This is a genomic window from Mesorhizobium sp. BH1-1-5 (assembly GCF_020165615.1).
Lineage (GTDB): Bacteria > Pseudomonadota > Alphaproteobacteria > Rhizobiales > Rhizobiaceae > Mesorhizobium.
The window spans coordinates 198,236-220,118 of the sequence record NZ_JAIUIM010000004.1 but is presented as its reverse complement, the minus strand read 5'-3'; the positions used below and the strand labels follow the sequence as shown (position 1 = coordinate 220,118).

At 63.7% G+C, this 21,883-nt stretch carries 17 protein-coding genes; 14 read left to right on the top strand and 3 right to left on the bottom strand.

Translation table 11 applies throughout. From position 1 onward, the window contains the following. The first annotated feature begins 198 nt into the window (after window positions 1-198). The 5 genes from LB572_RS07370 to LB572_RS07350 are packed head-to-tail and all read left to right on the top strand — an operon-like array spanning window position 199 to window position 7,593. Window positions 199-1,869, top strand: a complete 1,671-nt coding sequence (locus LB572_RS07370; RefSeq protein WP_224667253.1) for a thiamine pyrophosphate-binding protein — start codon at window positions 199-201, stop codon at window positions 1,867-1,869. Beyond that, the gene (locus LB572_RS07365; RefSeq protein ID WP_224667252.1) at window positions 1,866-3,962 is read left to right on the top strand and encodes a hydantoinase/oxoprolinase family protein; all 2,097 of its coding nucleotides are present in this window, start codon (window positions 1,866-1,868) and stop codon (window positions 3,960-3,962) included. Before LB572_RS07370 ends, LB572_RS07365 begins: the two co-directional genes overlap by 4 nt. Further along, entirely contained in the window at window positions 3,959-5,575 is a 1,617-nt protein-coding gene (locus tag LB572_RS07360) for a hydantoinase B/oxoprolinase family protein (protein ID WP_140803222.1), read from the top strand. The genes LB572_RS07365 and LB572_RS07360 overlap by 4 nt, the downstream gene beginning before the upstream one ends. After that, window positions 5,575-6,777 carry a pyridoxal phosphate-dependent aminotransferase gene (locus tag LB572_RS07355; RefSeq protein ID WP_224667251.1) on the top strand — a complete coding sequence of 401 codons (1,203 nt, stop codon included), beginning with the start codon at window positions 5,575-5,577 and terminating at the stop codon, window positions 6,775-6,777. The genes LB572_RS07360 and LB572_RS07355 overlap by 1 nt, the downstream gene beginning before the upstream one ends. A 3-nt stretch (window positions 6,778-6,780) precedes the next feature. Then, window positions 6,781-7,593, top strand: a complete 813-nt coding sequence (locus LB572_RS07350) for an NAD-dependent epimerase/dehydratase family protein (protein WP_224667250.1) — start codon at window positions 6,781-6,783, stop codon at window positions 7,591-7,593. Window positions 7,594-7,725: 132 nt separating this feature from the next. Here LB572_RS07350 and LB572_RS07345 read toward each other — a convergent pair whose 3' ends face one another. Further along, complete coding sequence (locus tag LB572_RS07345) at window positions 7,726-8,436, bottom strand: TetR/AcrR family transcriptional regulator (protein WP_140803225.1); 711 nt, start codon at window positions 8,434-8,436, stop codon at window positions 7,726-7,728. A 190-nt stretch (window positions 8,437-8,626) separates the two neighbouring features. Here LB572_RS07345 and LB572_RS07340 point away from each other — a divergent pair, with 190 nt between their 5' ends. From LB572_RS07340 to LB572_RS07310, 7 genes are all read left to right on the top strand, one after another. Then, window positions 8,627-9,736 (top strand): sugar ABC transporter substrate-binding protein, encoded by a 1,110-nt coding sequence (locus LB572_RS07340; RefSeq protein WP_140803226.1) that lies wholly within the window; start codon window positions 8,627-8,629, stop codon window positions 9,734-9,736. Window positions 9,737-9,814: 78 nt separating this feature from the next. Further along, a complete protein-coding gene (locus tag LB572_RS07335) occupies window positions 9,815-10,780 on the top strand; it encodes an ABC transporter permease (protein ID WP_140803227.1) in 966 nt (321 codons plus the stop codon). A 7-nt stretch (window positions 10,781-10,787) separates the two neighbouring features. Then, window positions 10,788-12,293, top strand: coding sequence for a sugar ABC transporter ATP-binding protein (locus tag LB572_RS07330; protein WP_224667249.1), 1,506 nt, complete (start codon window positions 10,788-10,790; stop codon window positions 12,291-12,293). A gap of 8 nt (window positions 12,294-12,301) precedes the next feature. Next, window positions 12,302-13,243: an ABC transporter permease gene (locus LB572_RS07325; protein WP_224667248.1), complete on the top strand. Its 942-nt coding sequence runs from the start codon at window positions 12,302-12,304 to the stop codon at window positions 13,241-13,243. 8 nt (window positions 13,244-13,251) lie between these two features. After that, the gene (locus tag LB572_RS07320; RefSeq protein ID WP_224667247.1) at window positions 13,252-14,283 is read left to right on the top strand and encodes a zinc-dependent alcohol dehydrogenase; all 1,032 of its coding nucleotides are present in this window, start codon (window positions 13,252-13,254) and stop codon (window positions 14,281-14,283) included. Between the two features lie 72 nt (window positions 14,284-14,355). Next, entirely contained in the window at window positions 14,356-15,852 is a 1,497-nt protein-coding gene (locus LB572_RS07315; RefSeq protein ID WP_224667246.1) for an aldehyde dehydrogenase family protein, read from the top strand. Beyond that, window positions 15,852-17,456: a GMC family oxidoreductase gene (locus tag LB572_RS07310; protein ID WP_224667245.1), complete on the top strand. Its 1,605-nt coding sequence runs from the start codon at window positions 15,852-15,854 to the stop codon at window positions 17,454-17,456. The genes LB572_RS07315 and LB572_RS07310 overlap by 1 nt, the downstream gene beginning before the upstream one ends. A gap of 166 nt (window positions 17,457-17,622) precedes the next feature. Here the strand turns inward: LB572_RS07310 and LB572_RS07305 are convergent, their stop codons facing one another. Further along, window positions 17,623-18,444 (bottom strand): aldo/keto reductase, encoded by an 822-nt coding sequence (locus tag LB572_RS07305; protein WP_140803233.1) that lies wholly within the window; start codon window positions 18,442-18,444, stop codon window positions 17,623-17,625. Between the two features lie 111 nt (window positions 18,445-18,555). Between LB572_RS07305 and LB572_RS07300 the strand changes: the two genes are divergently transcribed. Continuing rightward, on the top strand, window positions 18,556-20,127 hold the full coding sequence (locus tag LB572_RS07300) for an acyl CoA:acetate/3-ketoacid CoA transferase (RefSeq protein ID WP_224667244.1): 1,572 nt from the start codon (window positions 18,556-18,558) through the stop codon (window positions 20,125-20,127). After that, complete coding sequence (locus LB572_RS07295; protein ID WP_140803235.1) at window positions 20,124-20,894, top strand: enoyl-CoA hydratase/isomerase family protein; 771 nt, start codon at window positions 20,124-20,126, stop codon at window positions 20,892-20,894. The genes LB572_RS07300 and LB572_RS07295 overlap by 4 nt, the downstream gene beginning before the upstream one ends. A gap of 125 nt (window positions 20,895-21,019) precedes the next feature. Here the strand turns inward: LB572_RS07295 and LB572_RS07290 are convergent, their stop codons facing one another. Next, a complete protein-coding gene (locus LB572_RS07290; RefSeq protein ID WP_224667243.1) occupies window positions 21,020-21,880 on the bottom strand; it encodes a sugar phosphate isomerase/epimerase family protein in 861 nt (286 codons plus the stop codon). Window positions 21,881-21,883: the final 3 nt, after the last annotated feature.

Sequence of the window (21,883 nt, the reverse complement as noted above, 5' to 3'; positions counted from 1 at the left end):
GCAATTCCAGGAAAAGTGTGAGCGATCCGGTTCGGTGCCTTCGCCGTAACCTTCCGTTCGGAATTGCGTCAACGCACTAGCAAAGAAAAACTTTCGTATGGATCGCATTTCTTGATTTCGCGCCGGCCCACCGCGGTGCAGGTATAGTTGCGAGGGCAGGCTCGGTCCGCTTGCCGCCAGCTAAGAGGATGTCGAAGCATGGTCCGCAATGGCGGTCGCCTTCTTGTCGAGTGCCTGATCGCCTTGGGCGCGACCAAGAGCTTCGGCGTTCCCGGTGAGAGCTATCTCGCCGTTCTCGACGCCCTGCACGATACCCATGGCAAGTTGGACTATGTGCTCTGCCGCAACGAAGGCGGCGCGTCGTTCATGGCCTCCGCCTATGGCAAGCTGACGGGATCGCCCGGCATCTGTTTCGTGACGCGCGGCCCGGGCGTGACCAATGCCAGCATAGGCGTGCACACGGCGATGCAGGACTCCTCGCCGATGATCCTTTTCGTCGGCCAGGTCGGCACCGACATGAAGGGCCGCGAAGCTTTCCAGGAGATCGACTACCGGGCGGTCTACGGGACCGTCGCAAAATGGGCGGTCGAGATCGACGACGTCGAGCGCCTCCCGGAGATCGTGGCGCGGGCCTGGACCACCGCCCTGACCGGAAGGCCCGGCCCCGTCGTCGTCGCGCTGCCGGAAGACATGCTGACCACCGCGACCGAAGCCGCGCCGCTCAGCGGCCCTGCTTCGATTTTCGAAGCCGCTCCGTCGCAGGATGCCGTTGCGTCGGCGCTTGAGATGCTGGCTGCGGCCGAGAGGCCGGTGCTGCTGATGGGCGGGACCAACTGGACCGCGGACGGACGCTTCGCGCTCCAGGCCTTCGCCGAGGCTTCCGACATCCCGGTCGTCGCCGCCTTCCGCTACCAGGACCAGTTCGATAACCATTCGCCGGTGTTCGTCGGCGAAGCCGGCGTCGGCATGGTGGCGCACGTCAAGACGCTGATCCGCGATGCGGATATGATCCTGGCCGTCAATGTCCGCTTCGGCGAGATGACGACGGACGGCTACACGCTGCTCTCCGTTCCGGTGCCGCGCCAGAAGCTGATCCATGTCCACGGTTCCGACCGCGAGATCGGCAAGATCTACGTGCCCGCGATTGGCATCCACGCCGGCCCGAACGCTTTCGCCAAGGCGCTGACGCCGGTAAAGGGTGACTGGGCCAACTGGCGCGCGACGGCGCGCAAGGCCTATGAGGGCACATTCGCGGCGCCGGTCCAGCCCGGTCCCGTCGACATGGTGGCGGTCAGCGCCTGGCTGCGCGAGACCTTGCCGGCCGATGTCATCCTAACCAACGGCGCCGGCAATTTCACGGTGTGGCCGAACAAGTTCTTCAAGTTCGGACGCCAAGCGCGGCTGCTCGCGCCGCAATCCGGCGCCATGGGCTACGGCCTGCCGGCGGCAGTTGCAGCGAAGGTCGCCTATCCAAGCCGCACGGTCGTCTGCTTTGCCGGCGACGGCGACTTCCAGATGAATTGCCAGGAGCTCGGTACCGCCAGGCAGGCCGACGCCCAGCCGATCGTGCTGATCATCAACAACGGCATTTATGGCACGATCCGCGCGCACCAGGAACGCAACTATCCGGCCCGCGTTTCCGGAACCTCGCTGGAAAATCCGGACTTCGTGGCACTGGCAAAGGCCTATGGTTTTCACGCTGAGCGCGTCGAAACCACCGGGGATTTCGCGGCGGCGTTCGGGCGTGCGTTGCGGTCCGCGACCGGCGCCGTCCTCGACATCGCCATCTCGCCCGAAGCGCTCACGCCCCGGCAGACCCTTTCCCAGATGCGCGACGCCGCGCTTGCTTCGCAGAAGGCCAAGGCATGACCTCCAGATCAGACGACATCCGTCTCGGCGCGGACATCGGCGGCACCTTCACCGACATCGCCCTCGATGTCAGGGGAACGATGTTTTCGACCAAGGTGCTGACCAATTATGCGGCGCCCGAGCAGGCGATCCTCGACGGCATCGACGTCGTCATCCGCGACGCCGGCATTTCGGCAGCCGAGATCGGCATCATCATCCATGGCACGACGCTCGCAACCAACGCGCTGATCGAGCGGCGCGGGGCCAGGACCGCGCTGGTCACGACGGAAGGTTTTCGCGACGTGATCGAGATGCGGACGGAGAACCGCTTCGAGCAGTATGATCTGAACCTGCAGCTGCCGATGCCGCTGATCCCGCGCGAGGACCGCTTCACCGTCAGGGGCCGCATCGGCGCCGAAGGCCAGGAATTGCAGCCGCTCGACGAGGCTGCGCTGGAGGAGATCGCCGATCGGATCGCGGCCGGCAATTTCGGCTCGGTAGCGATAGGATTCATCCACGCCTACGCCAATCCCGACCACGAGCGTCGCGCGCGCGAAATCCTCTCGCGAAAACTCACCATCCCGATTTCGATCAGCGCCGAGGTCTCGCCGCAGATGCGCGAGTTCGAGCGCTTCAACACGGTCTGCGCCAACGCCTATGTGCGCCCGCAGATGGCCGACTACCTCGCCCGCCTGCAAATCCGCCTGAAGGACATGGGCGCCGACTGCCCGGTCTTCATGATCCATTCCGGCGGGGGCCTGATCTCAGTCGAAACTGCTTCGGAATTTCCGGTACGGTTGGTGGAATCCGGCCCTGCGGGAGGCGCCATCTTCGCCGCCGACATCGCCCGGCGCTTCGGCATGGAGAAAGTCGTCTCCTACGACATGGGCGGAACCACCGCAAAAATCTGCCTGATCGAGGACTATGCGCCGCGCACGGCGCGGACCTTCGAGGTGGCGCGTACCTACCGCTTTTCCAAGGGCTCGGGCATGCCGATCTCCATTCCGGTGATCGAGATGATCGAGATCGGCGCCGGCGGCGGCTCGATCGCCTGGGTCGACGCCATGGGCCGCATCCAGACCGGACCGGAAAGCGCCGGCTCGGAACCCGGCCCAGCATGCTACGGCCGCGGCGGCAAGCGCCCGGCGATCACGGACGCTGACCTCGTTCTCGGCAAGCTCGACCCCGACAATTTCGCCGGCGGCGCGATCAAGCTCGACACGGCCGCGTCCGAGCAGGCCATCTTGCGCGATGTCGGCGAGCGCCTGTCGCTGAATGCAATTTCGACCGCCTTCGGCATCTGCGAGGTGGTGGACGAGAACATGGCCAATGCCGCCCGCGTCCACGCCGTCGAGAATGGCAAGAACATCTCCGACAATCTGATGATCGCCTTCGGTGGCGCGGCGCCCCTCCACGCCGCAAGGCTTTGCGAAAAGCTCGGCATCGACCAGTGCATCGTGCCGCGCGGGGCCGGCGTTGGATCGGCGATCGGCTTCCTCAAGGCGCCATTCGGCTATGAGGCGCTTGCCTCGAAGCTAACGCGCCTGTCCCGCTTCAAGTCAACGGAAGTGAATGCCCTGCTCGCCGACCTCAAAGCCTCCGCCGAGGGGTTTGTACGCACCGGCGCCAGCGGAAAAATCGTCTGCGAGATCACCGCCTTCATGCGCTATGCCGGCCAGGGCTGGGAGATCCCCGTATCGCTGGCGGACGAATCGTTCGGCGACGATGCGGTGGCCAAGCTCAAGAACCTCTTCGAGGCGAACTACCAGCGCTTCTTCGGCCGCGCCATCGAAGGCCTCGACGGACTGGAGATCGAGATCGTGACCTGGTCGGTGAAGGCGACGGATGTTCGTCCTGCCGTCACGCGGCACGAGCTGACCACGGGCAAGAAGACCAGCCAACCGGCCACCACCCGCGCGGTGTTCGATCCGGCGACCGGCGCGCCGCAGACCTACGGCATTGTCGAGCGCGACACGCTTTGCGCCGGCGACCGCGTCGCGGGCCCTGCCGTCATCGTCGAGCGCGAGACTTCTACCGTCGTCACCACCAGCTTCGACGCCGTCATCCAGAGCGACGGCGCGATACTCCTGATCCGCAAAGGCAGCCAGGCATGAGCGATATTGGCGAAATTCGCATGCAGGTCATGTGGAATCGGTTGATCTCGGTGGTCGAGGAGCAGGCGCTAACCTTGCTGCGCACCGCTTTCTCGACCTCCGTGCGCGAATCCGGCGACCTGTCGGCCGGCGTGTTCGATCCGCGCGGCCAGATGCTGGCGCAGGCAGTCACCGGCACGCCGGGCCACGTCAACACCATGGCCGAGGCCGTGCTGCATTTCATGAACGCGATCCCCCGCGACGAGATGTTCGAGGGCGACACCTATGTCACCAACGATCCCTGGCTCGGCACCGGCCATCTGCACGACATCACCATGGTCTCGCCGTCCTTCCTCAATGGCGAGCTCGTTGCCTTCTTCGCCTGCACGGCGCATGTCGTCGATGTCGGCGGGCGCGGCTTCGGCGCCGACGGCAAGTCGGTCTATGAGGAAGGCATCCAGATCCCGATCATGAAGTTCGCGGAAAAGGGCAAGGTCAATCTCGACCTCGTCCGCATCCTGCGCGCCAATGTCCGCGAACCCAACCAGGTGGTCGGCGATTTCTATTCTCTGGCCGCCTGCAACGAGGTCGGTCACCGGCGCCTCGTCGACATGATGAGGGAGATCGGCCTCACCTCGCTCGACGGTCTCGGCGACTTCATCTTCTCGCGCACCCGGGACGCCATGCTCGAACGCATCAAGGCGCTGCCGAAGGGAAGCTGGTCGAACGAGCTGGTGACCGACGGCTATGACGAGCCGATCAAGCTCGCGGCGACGGTCTCTGTCCGCGACGACCATGTCGAAGTCGATTTCACCGGCACCGATCCGATGAGCCGCTGGGGCATCAACTGCCCGATCATCTACAGCAAGGCCTATGCCTGCTATGCACTGAAATGCATGGTGGCGCCCGACATCCCAAACAACGCCGCCTCGCTCGCCTTCTTCACCGTCTCGTCGCCCATCAACATCCTGAATGCCGTGCGGCCGGCGCCGGTAGCGCTTCGCCATATCTTCGGCCACATGGTTCCCGATCTGGTGCTCGGCGCCTTCTCCAAGGCGTTGCCAGGAAAGATCCTCGCCGAAGGCGCCGGCGCGCTCTGGAACATCCATATTTCGGCGCGGCCCGTCGCCGGCGCGTCCGGCCGTCGCGCCGAGGTGCTGATGTTCAACTCCGGCGGCATGGGCGCCCGCCCCGAACTCGACGGCCTGTCGGCGACGGCTTTTCCGTCCGGCGTGCACACCATGCCGATCGAGGCGACCGAGCATACCGGTCCGATCGTCATCTGGCGCAAGGAGCTGCGACCCAATTCCGGCGGCGACGGCGAATTCCGCGGTGGCCTGGGACAGATCATCGAGATCGCCGCGACCGACGGCCACGAGTTCGACTTCTCGGCCATGTTCGACCGCGTCAATCATCCGGCCCACGGCCGCGAGGGCGGCAAGCCGGGCGTTGCCGGCATCGTCAACCTCGACGACGGCACCAGGATGCGCCCTAAGGGCTGGCAGCATGTGCCGGCGGGGCGCCGGCTGATCCTCGAGCTGCCGGGCGGCGGCGGCTATGGCGATCCGGCCAAACGCAATGCGGCCGCGCGAGCCAATGACCGGTCCAAGGGTTACATCACGGAGAACGACTGATGAGCTATGTTGCCTCGCGCCTCTCGGCGGTGAAGCCCTCCGCGTCGATGGCCGCTTCGCAGGCCGCGAAGGCGCTGCGCGCCAAGGGCGTCGACGTGATCGACCTCGGCCTGGGCGAGCCCGATTTTCCGACGCCGCATCACATCGTCGAGGCCGCCCATTTTGCGGCGAAGGCTGGCCAGACGCTCTACACGGCCGCTGCCGGGACCGCCGAAGTGCGCGAAGCCATCGCTGGAAAATTCCGGCGCGAGAACGGGCTGGACTACACTGCCGACGACATCGTCGTCGCCAACGGCGCCAAGCAGATCATCTTCAACGCGCTGATGGCGACATTGGAGACCGGCGATGAGGCGATCCTGCCTGCGCCCTACTTCGTCTCCTATCCCGAAATGGTGAAGCTGCTCGGCGGCACGCCGGTTGTCGTCGAGTGCCCGCAGACCGCCGGCTTCCGGCTGACGCCGGCGCTGCTGGAAAAGGTAATCACGCCAAGGACAAAGTGGCTTTTCCTCAACATGCCCGGCAATCCCTCCGGTGCGGTCTATTCTCAGTCCGACCTCAAGGCGCTCGGCGCGGTGCTGGCGAAGCATCCACAGGTGCTCATCCTCTCCGACGAGATATACGAGCACATCCTTTTCGACGGGCGCGAATTCATCTCCTTCGGCAAGGCCTGCCCCGAGCTCAAGGACCGCACGCTGATCGTCAACGGCGTCTCGAAATCCTATGCCATGACCGGCTGGCGCGTCGGCTATGCGGCCGGGGCGGCGCCGCTTCTCAAGGCGATGTCGACAATCCAAAGCCAGTCCTGCACGTCTGTCTGCTCGATCGCGCAGGCCGCGACGGTCGCAGCGCTCAACGGCCCGCAGGACGAGGTCGCGCGCTTCCGCCAGGCTTTCGAGCGGCGCCGCGATCTGGTCGTCGACGGCATCCGCAAGATCAACGGCCTGACGCTGTCGCCGCCGGAGGGCGCCTTCTATGCTTATATCGGCTGCGCCAGCCTGATCGGCCGCAAGACGCCCAAGGGCGCCGTGCTGGCTGACGACGCAGCCGTGTCGAACTATCTTCTCAACGAAGGCCGGGTGGCGTCGGTGCCGGGCGTCGCCTATGGACTGTCACCCTATTTCCGCATCTCGACCGCGACCGGCGATGAGGTGCTGACCGAAGCGATCGCGCGGATCAACGCCGCTGTCGCGCAAGTGGAGTAAGTGATGCCGCATTACGAACGTATCCTGATCACCGGCGCTGCCGGCCGCCTCGGCTCAGTGTTGCGCAAGGGCCTGGCGCCGCTGGCTAAGACGATCCGCCTGGCGGGCCGCGAACCGTTCGGCGATCTTGCGCCGCACGAGGAGGAAGCGGTGTTCGATCTCGCCGACATGAACGCCACGATCGCGGCGACCAAGGATTGCGACGCGATCGTGCATTTCGGCGGCGCGCCGCTCGAATGCGAATGGCAGACGATCCTCGATTCCAGCATCCGCGGCTCCTACCACATCTATGAAGGCGCACGGAAACACGGCGTCAAGCGCGTCATCTACGCCTCGTCGGTGCATGCCATCGGCTATCACGAGATCGAGGCGCATATCGGCGTCGACGCGCCGGTACGCCCCGACAGCCTCTATGGCGTGTCGAAGAATTTCGTCGAAAGCTTGAGCCGGCTCTATTGGGACAAGTTCGGCATCGAGACCGTGTGCCTGCGCATCTTCTCGTCCTTCCCCGAACCGGCCGACCGCCGCATGCTGTGGTCGTATCTCTCCTTCGCCGATTGCGTACGGCTGGTCGAGGCATCGCTTACCGCGCCGCGCGTCGGCCACACCATCTCCTTCGGCATCTCCGACAACAAGCTGAAGATGGTCGACAACAGCGGTGCGGACCACCTGGGATTTATCCCGCAGGACAGCGCCGAGCCGTTCCGCGCCGCCGTCGAGGCGAAGACCCCTGTTCCCGATTCGAAGAAACCGTCGGTGAAATATCTCGGCGGCTGGTTCTGCGAGCTTGGCCACCCCGACGATAAGCCGGCGTGAGCACCAGCTGACATCCGGTCGCGGAACTGTGGAGGTCGTCCTTGGGTTGAAACCAGCGCATTCAGCCCAGGGTGGACGGGCGAGATCCACAACGGCGTGGCCCGCAGCACGTGCCCGAACTCCACAAAAAGGTCAGGCACTTACAAGCCTGATAATGGTGTCGATATTGAACTCCAGGCGCTCGTTGAGAGCATCCTTGTCCATCAGATCCCGCTCAAAAATAATTGAACCCGTAAAGCGGTTTGTGATGTAATAGTAACCGATCGCGGCAATCGTAATATTCAGCTGCACAGGATCGATACCGGCACGGAAATCCCCACTTATTACGCCTCTATCAAGTATACTCGAGACCATTGCAACGAATTTTCGGCTCGCCGTCTTTATCAATTCAGACTTCTTCACATGCTTTGCTCTGTGAAGGTTCTCACTATTGACCAAGGTGATAAACTCAGGATTCCTCAGGTAATATTGCCACGTGAACTGGACGAGGCGCTCAAGAGCCTCCTTGGGTTCCAAATCGTCGAGATGGAGCTTCAGCTCAGCCGTCCGAATGTCGAGATAGGCATTTTCAACGACGGTCTGGAAAAGGTTATCCTTGCTGCCGAAATAGTGATAAATCATACGCTTGTTGGCCTTGGCCTTCGCGGCGATGACGTCGACGCGCGCACCCCCAAGGCCATTCTTGGCGAAATCGCTCTTTGCTGCTTCCAGAATGCGAAGCTTGGTCGCTTCGGCATCCCGAAGGCGCTTCTTCTTGGCGACATTGCTTGATTTGTCGGACGTGGCGTCCACTTTGGCCGCTCCCTTGATTCCAGTTCCAGCGTGCAGGCGACGATCGGTCATACGCTGAAAGTCATTTCAATTGTCCAAGAAGTCAACAGGCCGCGCGCTGCGCCGCCGCTTGACTCTTGCATGTTCAAGAAGTAACTAGATGGTGCATTAAGCGACCAGAGGGCGGGTTTGGACGGCTAGGCTTCTCGAGTTGCTCAATAGGTGGCCCGCCCCTGCGGGTCGTTGCCAAATGGGAGGTAGCATGTCGACTTTCATCAAGGATTACATAGAGCGCGAGACCATCAACCGGCGCAATTTTCTTCTCGCCACGGCTGCCGGCATGGGAGCCATGGCGGCCCCCTTCGCTTTCGGCGGCGGCGCCCGCGCGGCGATCACAGATCCGGCGATCGCCTGGTCCTATCGCGACCGCGCTTCAGCTTACTGGAACTCGGTCGTGTCGGGCGGGGAGACGTTCGTGGAATCCCTCGGCAAGTCCAAGGATTCCCTCATCTCGCTGATCAACGAGGGATCTTCCGAAAAGTCGCTGGCCGACATCAAGGCGTTCCTGGCCAAGACCGGCGGCAAGTGCGCGATCGCTTGCGACGCCAACGACAGCCCGAACGCCCGTCCCGTGGTCGAAGCGGTACGGGATGCCGGCGCCTACATTTCCACGATCTGGAACAAGACCGACGACCTGCACCCGTGGGACATTGGCGACAATTACGTCTCGCACATGACCTGGTCGGACGAGAAGCCGGCAGAGCAGACGGCGCGTATCCTGTTCGATGCCATGGGTGGCAAGGGCGGCGTCGTGCATTTGGGCGGCATTGCCGCCAACAATCCGGCGATCGAACGTCTGAACGGCCTGAAGAACGCGCTGAAGGACTTCCCCAACATCGAGCTTCTCGATGCCCAGCCCGCCGATTGGGACACGACCAAGGGCACGGAGCTGATGGCCTCCTTCCTGACCCGGTTCGGCGACAAGATCACCGGCGTTCACTGTGCGAACGACAATATCGCCTATGGCGTCATCGAAGCCCTGCGCGCGGAAGGCATCGAGAATATGCCGATCGTCGCTTATGACGGCAATCCGGAGGCCGTGAAGCTCGTCATGGACGGCAAGCTTCTGGCGACCGTCTTCACCAATCCGCACTGGGGCGGCGGCATCACGGCGGCGCTTGCGTATTACGCGGCGACGGGCGCCTTCAAACCCTCGGAGGAGCCGAAGGAGCACCGTGAATTCTACGGCCCGACGATCCTCATCTCAAAAAAGGACGCGGCGGACTTCAAGGCCAAATATCTCGATTCCGTTCCTTCCTACAACTGGAAGGACTTCTGGGGTCCGAGCAACGGCCAGATCAAGTACAAGTAGACCAAATCCCTGAACGGGCGGCCCCTCGAAACGGGGCCGCCGCTGTTGAAGACGGCGCGCTTGGACGGGAGGCCGAAGTTGCCACGTATCCTGACGAGGGAAAACGCGATCCGCTGGGCGCCGTTCCTGGTGCTCTTGGCGCTTATCGTGTTGTTCTCCGCAATCAACCCTTCGTTCCTGTCGCAGCGCAACTTCGCGCGCATCGCGATTGCGGCCGCGCCCGCGCTGATGGTGGCGGTCGGCGTAACCTTCATCATCGTCATGGGGTCCATCGACCTCTCGATGGAGGGCGTCGTTTCCCTGACGGCGGTCCTGTTCTGCTTCCTGATGCTGGCGTTCGGCGGAACGCTGGCTTCGGGCGGCTGGATCGCGATACCGATCATCCTGGTCGTCGGCGCCGCTATCGGCCTGGTGAACGGCCTCGTCCATGTCAGGCTGAAGATACCATCCTTCATGGCCAGTCTCGCGCTCGGTTTCGTCGGCACCGGCGCCGCGATCCTGCTCACTGGCGGCGACATCGTCAAATTCGACGATCCGACGTTCCGCGCCTTGCTGACCTGGCGCATCCTGGGGTTTCCGCTGATGGTCTATGTCGCGGGCCTGTGCCTCGTCCTTGCCTGGTTCATCCAGGCGCATACACGCCTTGGGCGCTATTTCTACGCGGTTGGCGGCGGCGAGGACCTTGCCCACGCCTCGGGCGTGCGGGTGCAGCAGGTGCGAATGGCTGGCTTTGCGCTTGCCGGCTTCTTCTATGCAATAGCCGCGATCCTGCAGGTCGCTAAGCTCGGCCAGGCGGAATCGGTCACCGGATCCAATTTCATGTTCATGTCGATCACTTCGGTGGTGGTTGGCGGCGTGGCGCTCTGGGGCGGCATCGGCGGCGTATGGAACACGCTCGTCGGCGTCCTCATCGTCGCCGTCATCAACAACGGCATGGTGGTCATCGGCCTGCCCGACTTCCTACAGGCCGCCGTTCTCGGGCTGCTGGTCATCATCGCGGTCATCCTGTCGACGGACCGGCGCTCGGTCGCGTTCGTCAAGTGAGGCCGCAATGTATGAATTGAAAGCCGTCGAAAAGAAGTTTCCAGGCGTCCGGGCACTGAAATCGGTCGACTTTTCCATCAGCCGCGGCGAGATCGTCGGGCTGGTGGGAGAGAATGGCGCGGGCAAATCCACGCTTATGAAGGTGATCTACGGCGCCTACCAGCCTGACGGCGGCGAGATCCTCATCGACGGCAAGCCCGTCCGGTTCAGCGGCCCCCGCGATGCGATGGAACGGGGCATCGGCATGGTGTTTCAGGAGCAATCGCTGATCACCAACCTGTCCGTGATGGAAAACATCTTCCTCGGCTATGAAGACCAGTTCTCGCGCTTCGGCGTGGTCAACTGGAAGGCGATGGCCAGAGCCGCCAGGAAGCAGCTTGCCAAGGTCAAGCTCGATATCGATCCGCGCACGACCACCTCGAGCCTTTCCTTCGCGCAGCGCCAGCTTGTGGAACTGGCCAAGGTGCTGACGTTGGAGGAACGGGTGCAGGGTCATCTGGTCGTCCTGCTCGACGAGCCGACCTCGGTGCTGGCGGAGGAAGAGGTGAAGCTGTTGTTCAAGCTCGTGCGGGAGCTGACGACGCGCGCTTCGTTCATCTTCGTGTCCCATCGCATGGACGAAGTGATGGAGCTTTCGGACCGCATCTACGTGATGAAGGATGGCCAGGTGGTCGACGTCGTCTCGCGCGGCGCGGCGACGCCGGAAGCGATCCAGCACAAGATGGTCGGCCGCCATGTCGACAAGGAATATTACCGTGAACAGCGGCAAAAGCCCTACGACGCGACGAGGCCTCTGGTCGAGCTGTCCGATGTCAGCCTGCCCGGACGTATCCGCGACATCTCGCTGACGCTGCATGCCGGCGAGGTGCTGTGCCTGGTTGGCACCGAGGGCTCCGGTCGCGAGGCGATCCTTCGAACCATCTACGGCATGCGAGCGCCGGCCAAGGGCACCCTGAAGATCAAGGGCGAGGCGATCTCCAGGCTGACGGCCCGGGGCGCGGTGGAGCGCGGCGTCGGCTACGTGCCGCGCGAACGCAAGATAGAAGGCATCGTCGCCGGCATGAATGTCTACGAGAACATGACGCTCTCGCAAATGCCGCGTTACGCGCGGATGGGCTGGCTCGATGTCGGCAACGAGCGTGAGCTTGCCAGGAAATGGATCGGCAAGCTCGCCATCAAGGCAAGCTCCGAATATGCCGACTGCGGCAACCTCTCGGGCGGCAACCAGCAGAAGGTCGTGCTTGCCAAATGGCGGTCGGGCGGCTCCGACATCATGCTGCTCGATCATCCGACCCGCGGTCTGGACATCGGCGCCAAGGAGGATGTGTACGACATGATCAGGGAGATGTGCGACGACGGGGTCGGCGTCGTCCTGGTCGCCGACACGCTTGAAGAGGCCATTGGCCTCTCCCACACCATCGTCGTCATCAAGGACGGCGAGATCCAGAAGCGTTTCGACTGCGTGCCCGGCCCCAAGCCGTCGCTCTACGACCTTCTGCACTACATGATCTGAGGGCACCGATGGATATCCAACGCCTCAAGCCGCACTTCCCCTGGATCACCCTCCTGGTCCTCGTCGCGATCGTCGGCATCGCCGATCCGAGCTTCTTGAAGCCGGCCAATCTTTTGAGCCTTGCCGGCGACATCGTGCCCTTGTTCATCATGGCGCTGGGATTGACCTTTGCCATCTACATCGGCGGTATCGACCTGTCGGCGCAGTCGATGGCGAACATGATCACTGTCGTTGCCTCGGTCTATCTGGCGTCGCTGGGGATATGGGTCGCGGCGCTCTGCATCCTCGCGGGGTTCATGCTGGGCACCCTCTCCGGCTACCTGACCACGCGCATGTATGTCCCCTCCTTCATCTCCACGCTGGCGGTCGGCGGCGTCTGCTTCTCGGTGGCGCAATGGCTGTCGGGCAACCGCGCCCTGAATATGGACGCCACCCAGCGCAACGAGACCTTCGGCTGGATGATCGGCCGAACCGGCATCGTGCCGCACGAGCTCTTCATCGCGCTCGGCTTGCTGGCGATCTGCCTGCTCATAGAACGGCGCACGATCCTCGGCCGTGCGCTGAAGGCCGTGGGCGCCGGCGAACTGGCCGCGGCCGCGTCCGGTCTCAACGTCGCCCGCTACAAGATCCTGGCCTTCGCCATCTCTGGAGCGCTGGCCGCCGTGGCTGGCCTGCTCTTTTCGGTCAAACTGTCCGGCGGCGCGCCGACGATCGCCAACGGCTTCCTGCTGCCGGCAATCGTGGCGGTGCTTGTCGGCGGAACGCCGCTGACGGGTGGTGTCGGCGGTGTGCTCAACACCGCGATCGGCACGTTGATCGTGGCGGTCATCCGGGCGTCGATGCTCTATTTCGGCATCGCGGCGACACAGCAGCAGATGGTCTTCGGCCTGGTGCTGATCGTCGCCATCGCGCTGACCATCGACCGCTCCAAGCTTCGCATCGTGAAGTGAGACAAGCCATGGCAACAATGCGCGCCGCCGTTCTGACCGCTCCGCGCCGTTTCGAGGTGCAGGAGATCGCCATTCCGGAGGTCGGCCCCGACGACGCCTTGATCCGCATCTCGCGGACCGGCATATGCGGCACCGACATCCATATCTTCAATGGTCACTATGCGGCTGATCGGCTGCCGCTGGTGCCTGGCCACGAGTTTGCCGGGACGGTCGCCGCGACAGGTGAGCGTGTGAAGCACATCAAGCCGGGCACGACCTGCGTCGCCGACGTCAATATCGGCTGCGGTCAGTGCTACTGGTGCCGCCGCAACGAGATCCTGAACTGCCCGTCGATGACGCAGGTCGGCATCGGGCGCGACGGCGCCTTCGCCGAATATGTCTGCGTGCCGGCCAGGCTCGTCCTGCCGGCGCCGGACCATGTCCCGGCCGAGGTGCTGGCCCTGACGGAGCCGGTGTCCTGCGTGGTGCGCGCCGCGCGCAAGGCGCGCGCGAGCTTCGGCCAGTCTGTCGTGATCCTTGGAGCCGGACCGATCGGCAACCTGCACGTCCAGATGATGCGCCTATGCGGCGCCGCGCCGATCATCGTCGCCGACCTGTCGCGGGACCGCTGCCGTCTTGCCCTTGAAGCCGGTGCGGATGCAGCTATAGCCGACCCTGCCCGGCTTAAGGCGGAGGTCCTGGCCAGGACCGGTGGACGCGGGGCGGACCTGGTGATCGAGAGCGTCGGCTCCGCCCGGCTCTACGCGCTCGCATTCGAGCTCATCCGCAAGGGCGGCCATGTCGCCTTCTTCGGCCTTACCGGGTCGCACGACACGGTGCCGGTCGATATCCTGCGCACCATCCTCGAGGAGAACAGCCTCAAGGGCTCCGTCGCCGGCATGGGAGAAGACATGCACGATGCGTTGACGCTGCTGTCGCACGGCCGCTTTCGCACCGACGCGTTCACACGCTCGACCTTTCCCCTCGATCAGATCCAGCAGGCCTTCGAGACTCTGGCCGAGCGGCCCCAGGATCTGAAGACGCAAATCATACTGAACTGAGAACAGCCGGCGCGCCTCGCCGGAACGGCGGACGCGAATGGCCGGCGCACCGCTAAAACGGAGCCATGCCACATGCTTGATTTTGCTGATCGCGCGACCCTGCCGGATGCACCGCGCGAATTCGGGTTCTGGTCCGACGGTTCGTGGCGCAAGGGCCGGGCGATGTTCGAGCGCCGTTCCCCGGGCCATGGCGTGGCGGTGACGCTTACCCCCAAATGCACGGTCGACGACCTGAATTCGGCCGTGGCCGCGGCGCGTCGCGCCTTTGAGGATCGCCGGTGGGCGGGGTTGCCTGGAGCCGACCGCGCGGGCGTGCTGTTAAGAACGGCCGAAATCCTGCGCCGCCGTCGCGACGAGATTGCCTATTGGGAGGTCCTCGAGAACGGCAAGCCGATCTCGCAGGCGCGCGGCGAAATCGATCACTGCATTGCCTGCTTCGAAGTCGGCGCGGGCGCGGCGCGGCTGTTGCATGGCGACAGCTTCAACAGTCTCGGCGACAGTCTCTTCGGCGTGGTGCTGCGTGAGCCGGTCGGCGTGGTCGGGCTCATCACGCCCTGGAACTTCCCCTTCCTGATCCTGTGCGAGCGCATTCCCTTCATCCTGGCCAGCGGATGCACCGTGGTCGTCAAGCCCTCGGAGGTCACGTCCGCGACCACGCTGCTGCTTGGCGAGATCCTTTCCGAAGCCGGCGCGCCGGACGGCGTCTATAACGTCGTCACCGGATCGGGCCGGACGATTGGCCAGGCTTTGAGCGAGCATCCCGATGTCGACATGCTGTCCTTTACCGGATCGACATCCGTCGGACGCTCATGTGTCCACGCGGCCGCCGATTCGAATTTCAAGAAGCTCGGCCTGGAATTGGGCGGCAAGAACCCCATCATCGTTTTCGCCGACAGCGATCTCGAGGACGCGGCCGACGGCGCGGCCTTCGGCATAAGCTTCAACACCGGCCAATGCTGCGTCTCGTCGAGCCGAGTCATCGTCGAGCGCTCGGTTGCCCGCGAGTTCGAGGAAATCCTCGCCGCCAAGATGGCCAAGATCGTCGTCGGCGATCCGCTGCAAACGAAGACGCAGGTCGGCGCCATCACCACCGACGCGCAGAATTCAACCATCCTGAGCTATATCGACAAGGGCAAGGCCGAGGGGGCAACCCTGGTAACCGGCGGTGAAACCCTGGACCTTGGCGGCGGCCAGTATATTGTGCCGACGCTGTTTTCCGATGTCACGCCCGCAATGTCGATTGCTCGCGACGAAATCTTCGGGCCTGTCCTGTCGTCCTTCCATTTCGATTCCCTCGAGGAGGCGATCGGCCTTGCCAACGATACCGTCTATGGCCTGGCTGCCAGCGTGTGGACCAAGAACATCGACAAGGCGCTTGTCGTGACGCGGCGCGTGCGCGCCGGACGGTTCTGGGTCAACACGATCATGGCCGGAGGACCGGAGATGCCGCTTGGCGGGTTCAAGCAGTCCGGATGGGGAAGAGAGGCCGGAATGTACGGCGTGGAGGAGTACACCCAGGTGAAGTCCGTCCACATCGAAATCGGCAAGCGCTCGCACTGGATCAAGTGATGACGACAGGTTTCGACTATGTGATCGTCGGGGCCGGCTCGTCAGGCTGCGTGCTTGCCGCGCGCCTGTCCGAGAATCCCGCCGTCAGGGTCTGCATCATCGAGGCCGGTGGCAGGGACAGCCATCCCTACATCCATATGCCCGTTGGCTTCGCCAAGATGACCACCGGGCCGCTCACCTGGGGACTGGTGACGGCCCCTCAGAGACATGCCGACAATCGCGAGATCCCCTATGCGCAAGCAAAGGTGCTGGGCGGCGGGTCGTCGATCAATGCCGAGGTCTATACCCGAGGGCACGAGACCGACTACGACCGCTGGGCGAACGAGGAAGGTGCGGACGGCTGGGCGTTCAAGGACGTCCGGAAGTATTTCCTCCGCTCCGAGGGCAACAGCATACTCTCCGGCAGGCTCCACGGCACCGACGGACCGCTCGGCGTGTCGAACATACCAGATCCGAACGTCGTTTCGCGCGCATTCGTCCAGAGCTGCCAGGAATACGGACTGCCCTATAATCCGGACTTCAACGGCGCGAAGCAGGAAGGCGCCGGCATCTACCAGATCACGACGCGCAACAACCGCCGCTGCTCGGCTGCCGTGGGCTACCTCAAGCCTGCCCTGAAGCGCCCGAACCTTACGCTGATCACAGGGGCGTTGGTCCATCGCATCGTCTTCAAGGGCCGCCGGGCCGTTGGCGTCGAATGCTCGGTCGGCGGCTCGCTGAAAGTGGTAAACGCCGACAGCGAAGTGCTGGTTACCTCGGGGGCGATAGGCACGCCGAAGCTGATGATGCTGTCCGGCATCGGCCCTGCCGAGCACCTGCGCCATCATGGCATCGAGACGATCCAGGATCTCCCGGGCGTCGGACAGAACCTGCACGATCATTTCGGCATCGACATCGTAGCGGAGCTGAAAGGCCACGATTCACTCGACAAGTACAACAAGACGCACTGGATGCTGTGGGCCGGCATCCAGTATATGCTGTTCAAGACCGGGCCGATAACGTCGAACGTGGTCGAAGGCGGCGCCTTCTGGCATTCCTCCGGGGACCATGCGGGAGCGGTTCCCGATCTGCAGTTCCACTTCCTGGCGGGAGCAGGCGCGGAAGCGGGCGTGCCGTCGGTCCCGAAGGGATCGTCCGGCATCACTTTGAACAGCTACACGCTGCGCCCGAAATCGCGCGGGAGCGTGACGCTCCGTTCGCCGGACCCGCGCGACAATCCGGTCGTGGATCCCAATTTCCTCGCGGACCCCGACGACCTCAGAGTGTCGGTCGAAGGCATCAGGATCAGCCGCGAGATATTCAATCAGCCGTCGCTGCGCAAATTCATCAAAGAGCTTCGGTTCCCCGACACGAGCGTGCGCTCGCAGGCAGACTATGAAGCCTATGCGCGACGCTATGGCCGTACCTCCTATCACCCGACTTGCACCTGCAAGATGGGAAAGGACGCGATGTCCGTGGTCGATCCTCAACTGCGGGTGCACGGGTTGGATGGCATCCGCATCTGCGATAGCTCGGCAATGCCGTCCCTGGTCGGCTCAAATACCAATGCGGCGACAATCATGATCGGTGAGCATGCGTCGGACCTGATCCGAGGCAACCGCTAGAGCAATTCCAGGAAAGGTGTGAGCGGTTGGGCTCGGCGACTTCGCCGTAGCCCTCCGTCCGGAATTGCGCAAAAAGGGATAGAGCGGTTCGCCGTTTCCGTGAAGCGGTGAAACACTCCAGCGTTGCCGGTCACCCCGGATCTGATCGCTCTCCCTGTTCGTGCTCTCAGGCGTCGAAATCCGGCGCATATGGGATCAGCCGCTTCCCCACAACGCGATAACCGACGGCATTCATGGCGTCGATGCGGCCCATGTCGATACTCGACAAGGTGAAGTCCATCACGTCGAAATTCGAGCGGATGTTGTCTGGCTTTGTGGACATCGTGTTGATCGGCAAACCCTTCTGCAGGATCCAGCGCAGCACGACCTGGGCAGCCGACTTGCCGTATGTCGCGCCGATCTCGGCGAAAAGCGGATGCTTGAAGACCTCGCCGCGCGCGACCGAGCAGTAGGACGACAGAGGGATACCCGTTTCACTCGCGGCCGCCAGCAGCTTGCGCTGGTCAAGAAGCGGATGGAATTCCACCTGATTGGTCACGAGCGGCACGCCGGCGATCTGCCTCGCCTGCCGCATCATCGCCGCTGTGTAGTTCGAAACTCCGATGGTGTTGGCGAAACCTTGTTCCTGCGCCTCCTGAAGCAGTTTAAGTGAGAGCTCGATGTCGCCTCCCGGCGTCGGCCAGTGAAGCAGCAGGATGTCGACACGATCCAACTTCAAATCCCGCAGGGACTGTTCGACGGATGGCATGAACCGCTCGCGCGAGAAGTTCTCCACGGTGACCTTTGTCGTGACGCAGAGCTCGTCCCGGGGCATGCCGCTCTCGGCCAAGGCCAAGCCCGTGTCGGCTTCATTGCCATAGGCCTGAGCCGTGTCGAACGCGCGGTAGCCTGCGTCGATCGCAGCCGCGATCGCTGCACGCAGCGTATCCCCCTTAAGAGGGAAAGTTCCAAACATCCGCTGATTCGTCTTCTGGAACATGATGTTCATCGAAATCCTCCCACTGGTTGCCGACGGCGCGGAGCTTGCTTTGAAAGCGGCGGGCGGCTATACAGATATAACTATCTAGTTACTTATTGCCAAGCCCTATGGAGAGGAAACGTGAGCAAGGTCAGGTCCGCAGCGCAGGCCGTCGCCGCGATACGCGACGGAGCGACGGTCGCGGTCAATTCGTCGTCCGGCCTCTTGTGTCCGGACGCAGTGCTTGAAGCCATCGGCAAACGCTTCGCGGCGGAGGGAGCGCCTCGCAACATCACCACAATCCACCCGATCGCCGCCGGCGACATGTTCGGCACCAAAGGGGTCGATCATATCGCCTTGCCGGGCTTGCTCAGCCGCATCATCGGAGGCTCGTATCCCTCGGGACCAACGAATGCCGAACCGCCGCTGATCTGGCAGCGTATCCTTGCCGAGGATGTGGCGGCCTGGAACTTCCCCTCCGGCATCGTGTTCGACATGCTGCGCGAGGGCGCGGCGCACCGGCCTGGCGTGTTGACCAAGGTCGGCATGGACACGTTTGTCGATCCGGCGCTCGAGGGCGGAGCCATGAACGCCGCCGCGCTGAAGTCGCCCATCGTGCGGCGCGTGGAATTCAACGGCGAGACATGGCTGCACTTCCCGCCCCTCCAGCCGGATGTGGCGATCATCCGCGCGACCACGGCGGACGAGAAGGGAAACCTCACCTTCGAACAGGAGGGAGCGATCCTCGGCGCGATGGAGATGGCGCTTGCCGCGCGCAACTGCGGCGGCATCGTCATTGCCCAGGTCAAGCGCGTCGCGGCCCAAGGCTCATTGCGGCCGCATGAAGTGCAGGTTCCCGGCATCCTGGTGGATTTCATCGTCGAGGCGCCGGATCAGTTGCAGACAACGGGCACCGCTTACGATCCGGCCATATCGGGCGAGTTGTTCCGGCCACTGCATACCTTCCGCACGCCTGAATACAACGTCTCCAAAGTCATCGCGCGCCGCGTCGCGCAGGAGCTTCGAGCGGGCTGGGCAGTCAATATCGGCTTCGGCATCTCGGCCAACGTGCCTCGCATCCTGATCGAGGAAGGCCTGCACGGCGCCGTCACCTGGGTGATCGAACAAGGGCCGGTGGGCGGCGTGCCATTGCTCGACTTCAAATTCGGCTGTGCCTCGAACGCGGAAGCCTTCGTCGCCTCCCCGCACCTTTTCACCTACTTCCAGGCCGGAGGCTTTGACTGCTCCTTGCTGTCGTTCCTCGAAATAGGCTCCGACGGATCCGTCAACGTCTCGCGTCTTTCCTCGACGCCGCATCGCACCGCCGGCGCCGGCGGTTTCGTGGACATCACCGCGCGGGCGCGTAAGATCGTGTTCTCCGGCAACTTCAACGCCGGCGCGAAGATGCGGCTGGAGAATGGAAAGCTGGTCATCGACAAGGAAGGCAAGGTCGCCAAGTTCGTCCCGAAAGTGGACCAGGTCAGCTTCTCGGGACAGCGCGCCGTCAGCCAGGGCCAGGACGTCACTTATGTGACGGAAAGGTGCGTCATCCGCCTGACTGCCGACGGCCTGGTCGTCACCGAAATAGCCCCCGGGCTCGACCTCGAGCGTGACGTGCTGCGGCAGGCGACGTCTCCTCTCGCGGTCTCGCCGGGTCTCAAGCTGATGGACGCGGCGCTGTTCCTCGACCAGCCGATAGGATTGCGGCTGTGAGCGATCCCCGTCTCGACCTCAGCTTCGACGGCGCGATCGCCCGTATGACCATCCGCCGGCCTGAAAAGCTCAACGCGCTCGATGCCGCGATGGTCGATGCGCTCGTGCCGCTATGCAGAGCGGTGGAGCGTTCCGCGGCGAAGGTGCTGATCCTGACCGGCGAGGGCGAGAAGTCGTTCTGCGCGGGCGGCGACGTCGCCGCCTGGAGCGTGCTCGGCGCCGAGCAGTTCGCGCGTCACTGGATCCGCGACGGCCATGCCGGCTTCGATGCTCTTGCCAGGCTTTCGCAACCGGTCATTGCCGTCCTCAACGGCCATTGCCTTGGCGGAGGCCTGGAGCTTGCGGCCTGCGCCGACTATCGGATCGCCGAGCGCCACGCCCGCATCGGTCTGCCTGAAACCAGCCTGGGGATCATACCCGGCTGGTCGGGTACCCAGCGCACGGCCCGTCGTTTCGGCCCGCAATTGATCCGGCGCATGTCGATCTTCGGCGAAGTCTATTCCGCCGACGAGGCCTTGGGGCTATTGCTTGTCGATAAGGTCGTCGACAAAGGGCGCGGCCTGGCCGCGGCCGAGGACCTTGCCGCTATCGTTGCAGGCCGGTCTGCCACAGCCACGGAACTCGCCAAGATGCTCGTCAATGCCGCTGAAGGCGAGGAACGGGAGCGTGTTCTGGATGCGTTTGCCGGACGTATCGCCGCCGGCAGCGAGGATCTTCGGGCGGGCCTTGCCGCCTTCCGGGAAAAGGGCCGCCGGTCGGGAGACTAATCTCGGGCCGGTTTGAACGCGGTGAAAGGCTGTTTGCCAGTGGGCGGGCAACCCCTCAAACGGTTCCTTTTTTGCCTGGGATGCTTGCAAGACTGCGAGCGTTGCTCCTTGTCCGGCCTCTGTCTTCAACAAACAGTGCGAAAGCGCTCAACGCAGGCGTCCAGGACGTCTTCGGGATCGCGCTTCCACCAGTTCCGCGCCGAGAACACCTCCACCTCGCACGGCCCGGCATAGCCGGCTGCCTCCACTGCAGCGCGGATAGCCTTCAGGTCGGCCACGCCGTCACCCATCATGCCGCGGTCGAGCAGCACGTCACGTGTCTGCGCCAGCCAATCGCAAAGGTGATAACCGAAAATGCGGTTCGACCCGGCCCGCAGCAATTCGTCGGCCAGCGTGCGATCCCACCAGACGTGGTACACGTCGACCGCGACGCCCACATTGGGCGCATCGACGGCAATGCAAAGATCGACCGCGTCGCGCATCGTCACCAGGCAGGACCGGTCGCCGCCGTAAACCGGATGCAGCGGCTCGAGAGCCAGGCGAACGTTTCTGGCCGCCGCGTAGGGAGCCGCTTCGGCGACACGATCCGCAACCAGCTTGAGGCTTTCGCCGACGCCTTTCGTTCCCGGCTCGACCCCACCGCAAACGATGGTCAGGACAGGCGCGCCGAGACCGGCAGCCATGTCGATCGCGGCGCGGAAATCGTCCATGATCGCTGCGCGGCCGGGCAGCGCCAACGGGCCGGTGAGATAAGGCGCGCGGCACAAGCCGACGACGCCGAGGCCGGCCGCGCGAACCCGCTCGCCTATCTCGACGGCGCGGCTGCCGATTTCGCGGCGCCAGAAGACAATGCCGCGCAGGCCGCGCTCAGCGCATGCGTCGAGCACACGCTCGATCGACCAGCCCGCGCCGTGACCGTCGAGATTGTGGCCGAGCGTCGCCGTGTTGAGCGCCAGCGCGGAATGATTCCTCGTGAAGTCACGCATGGT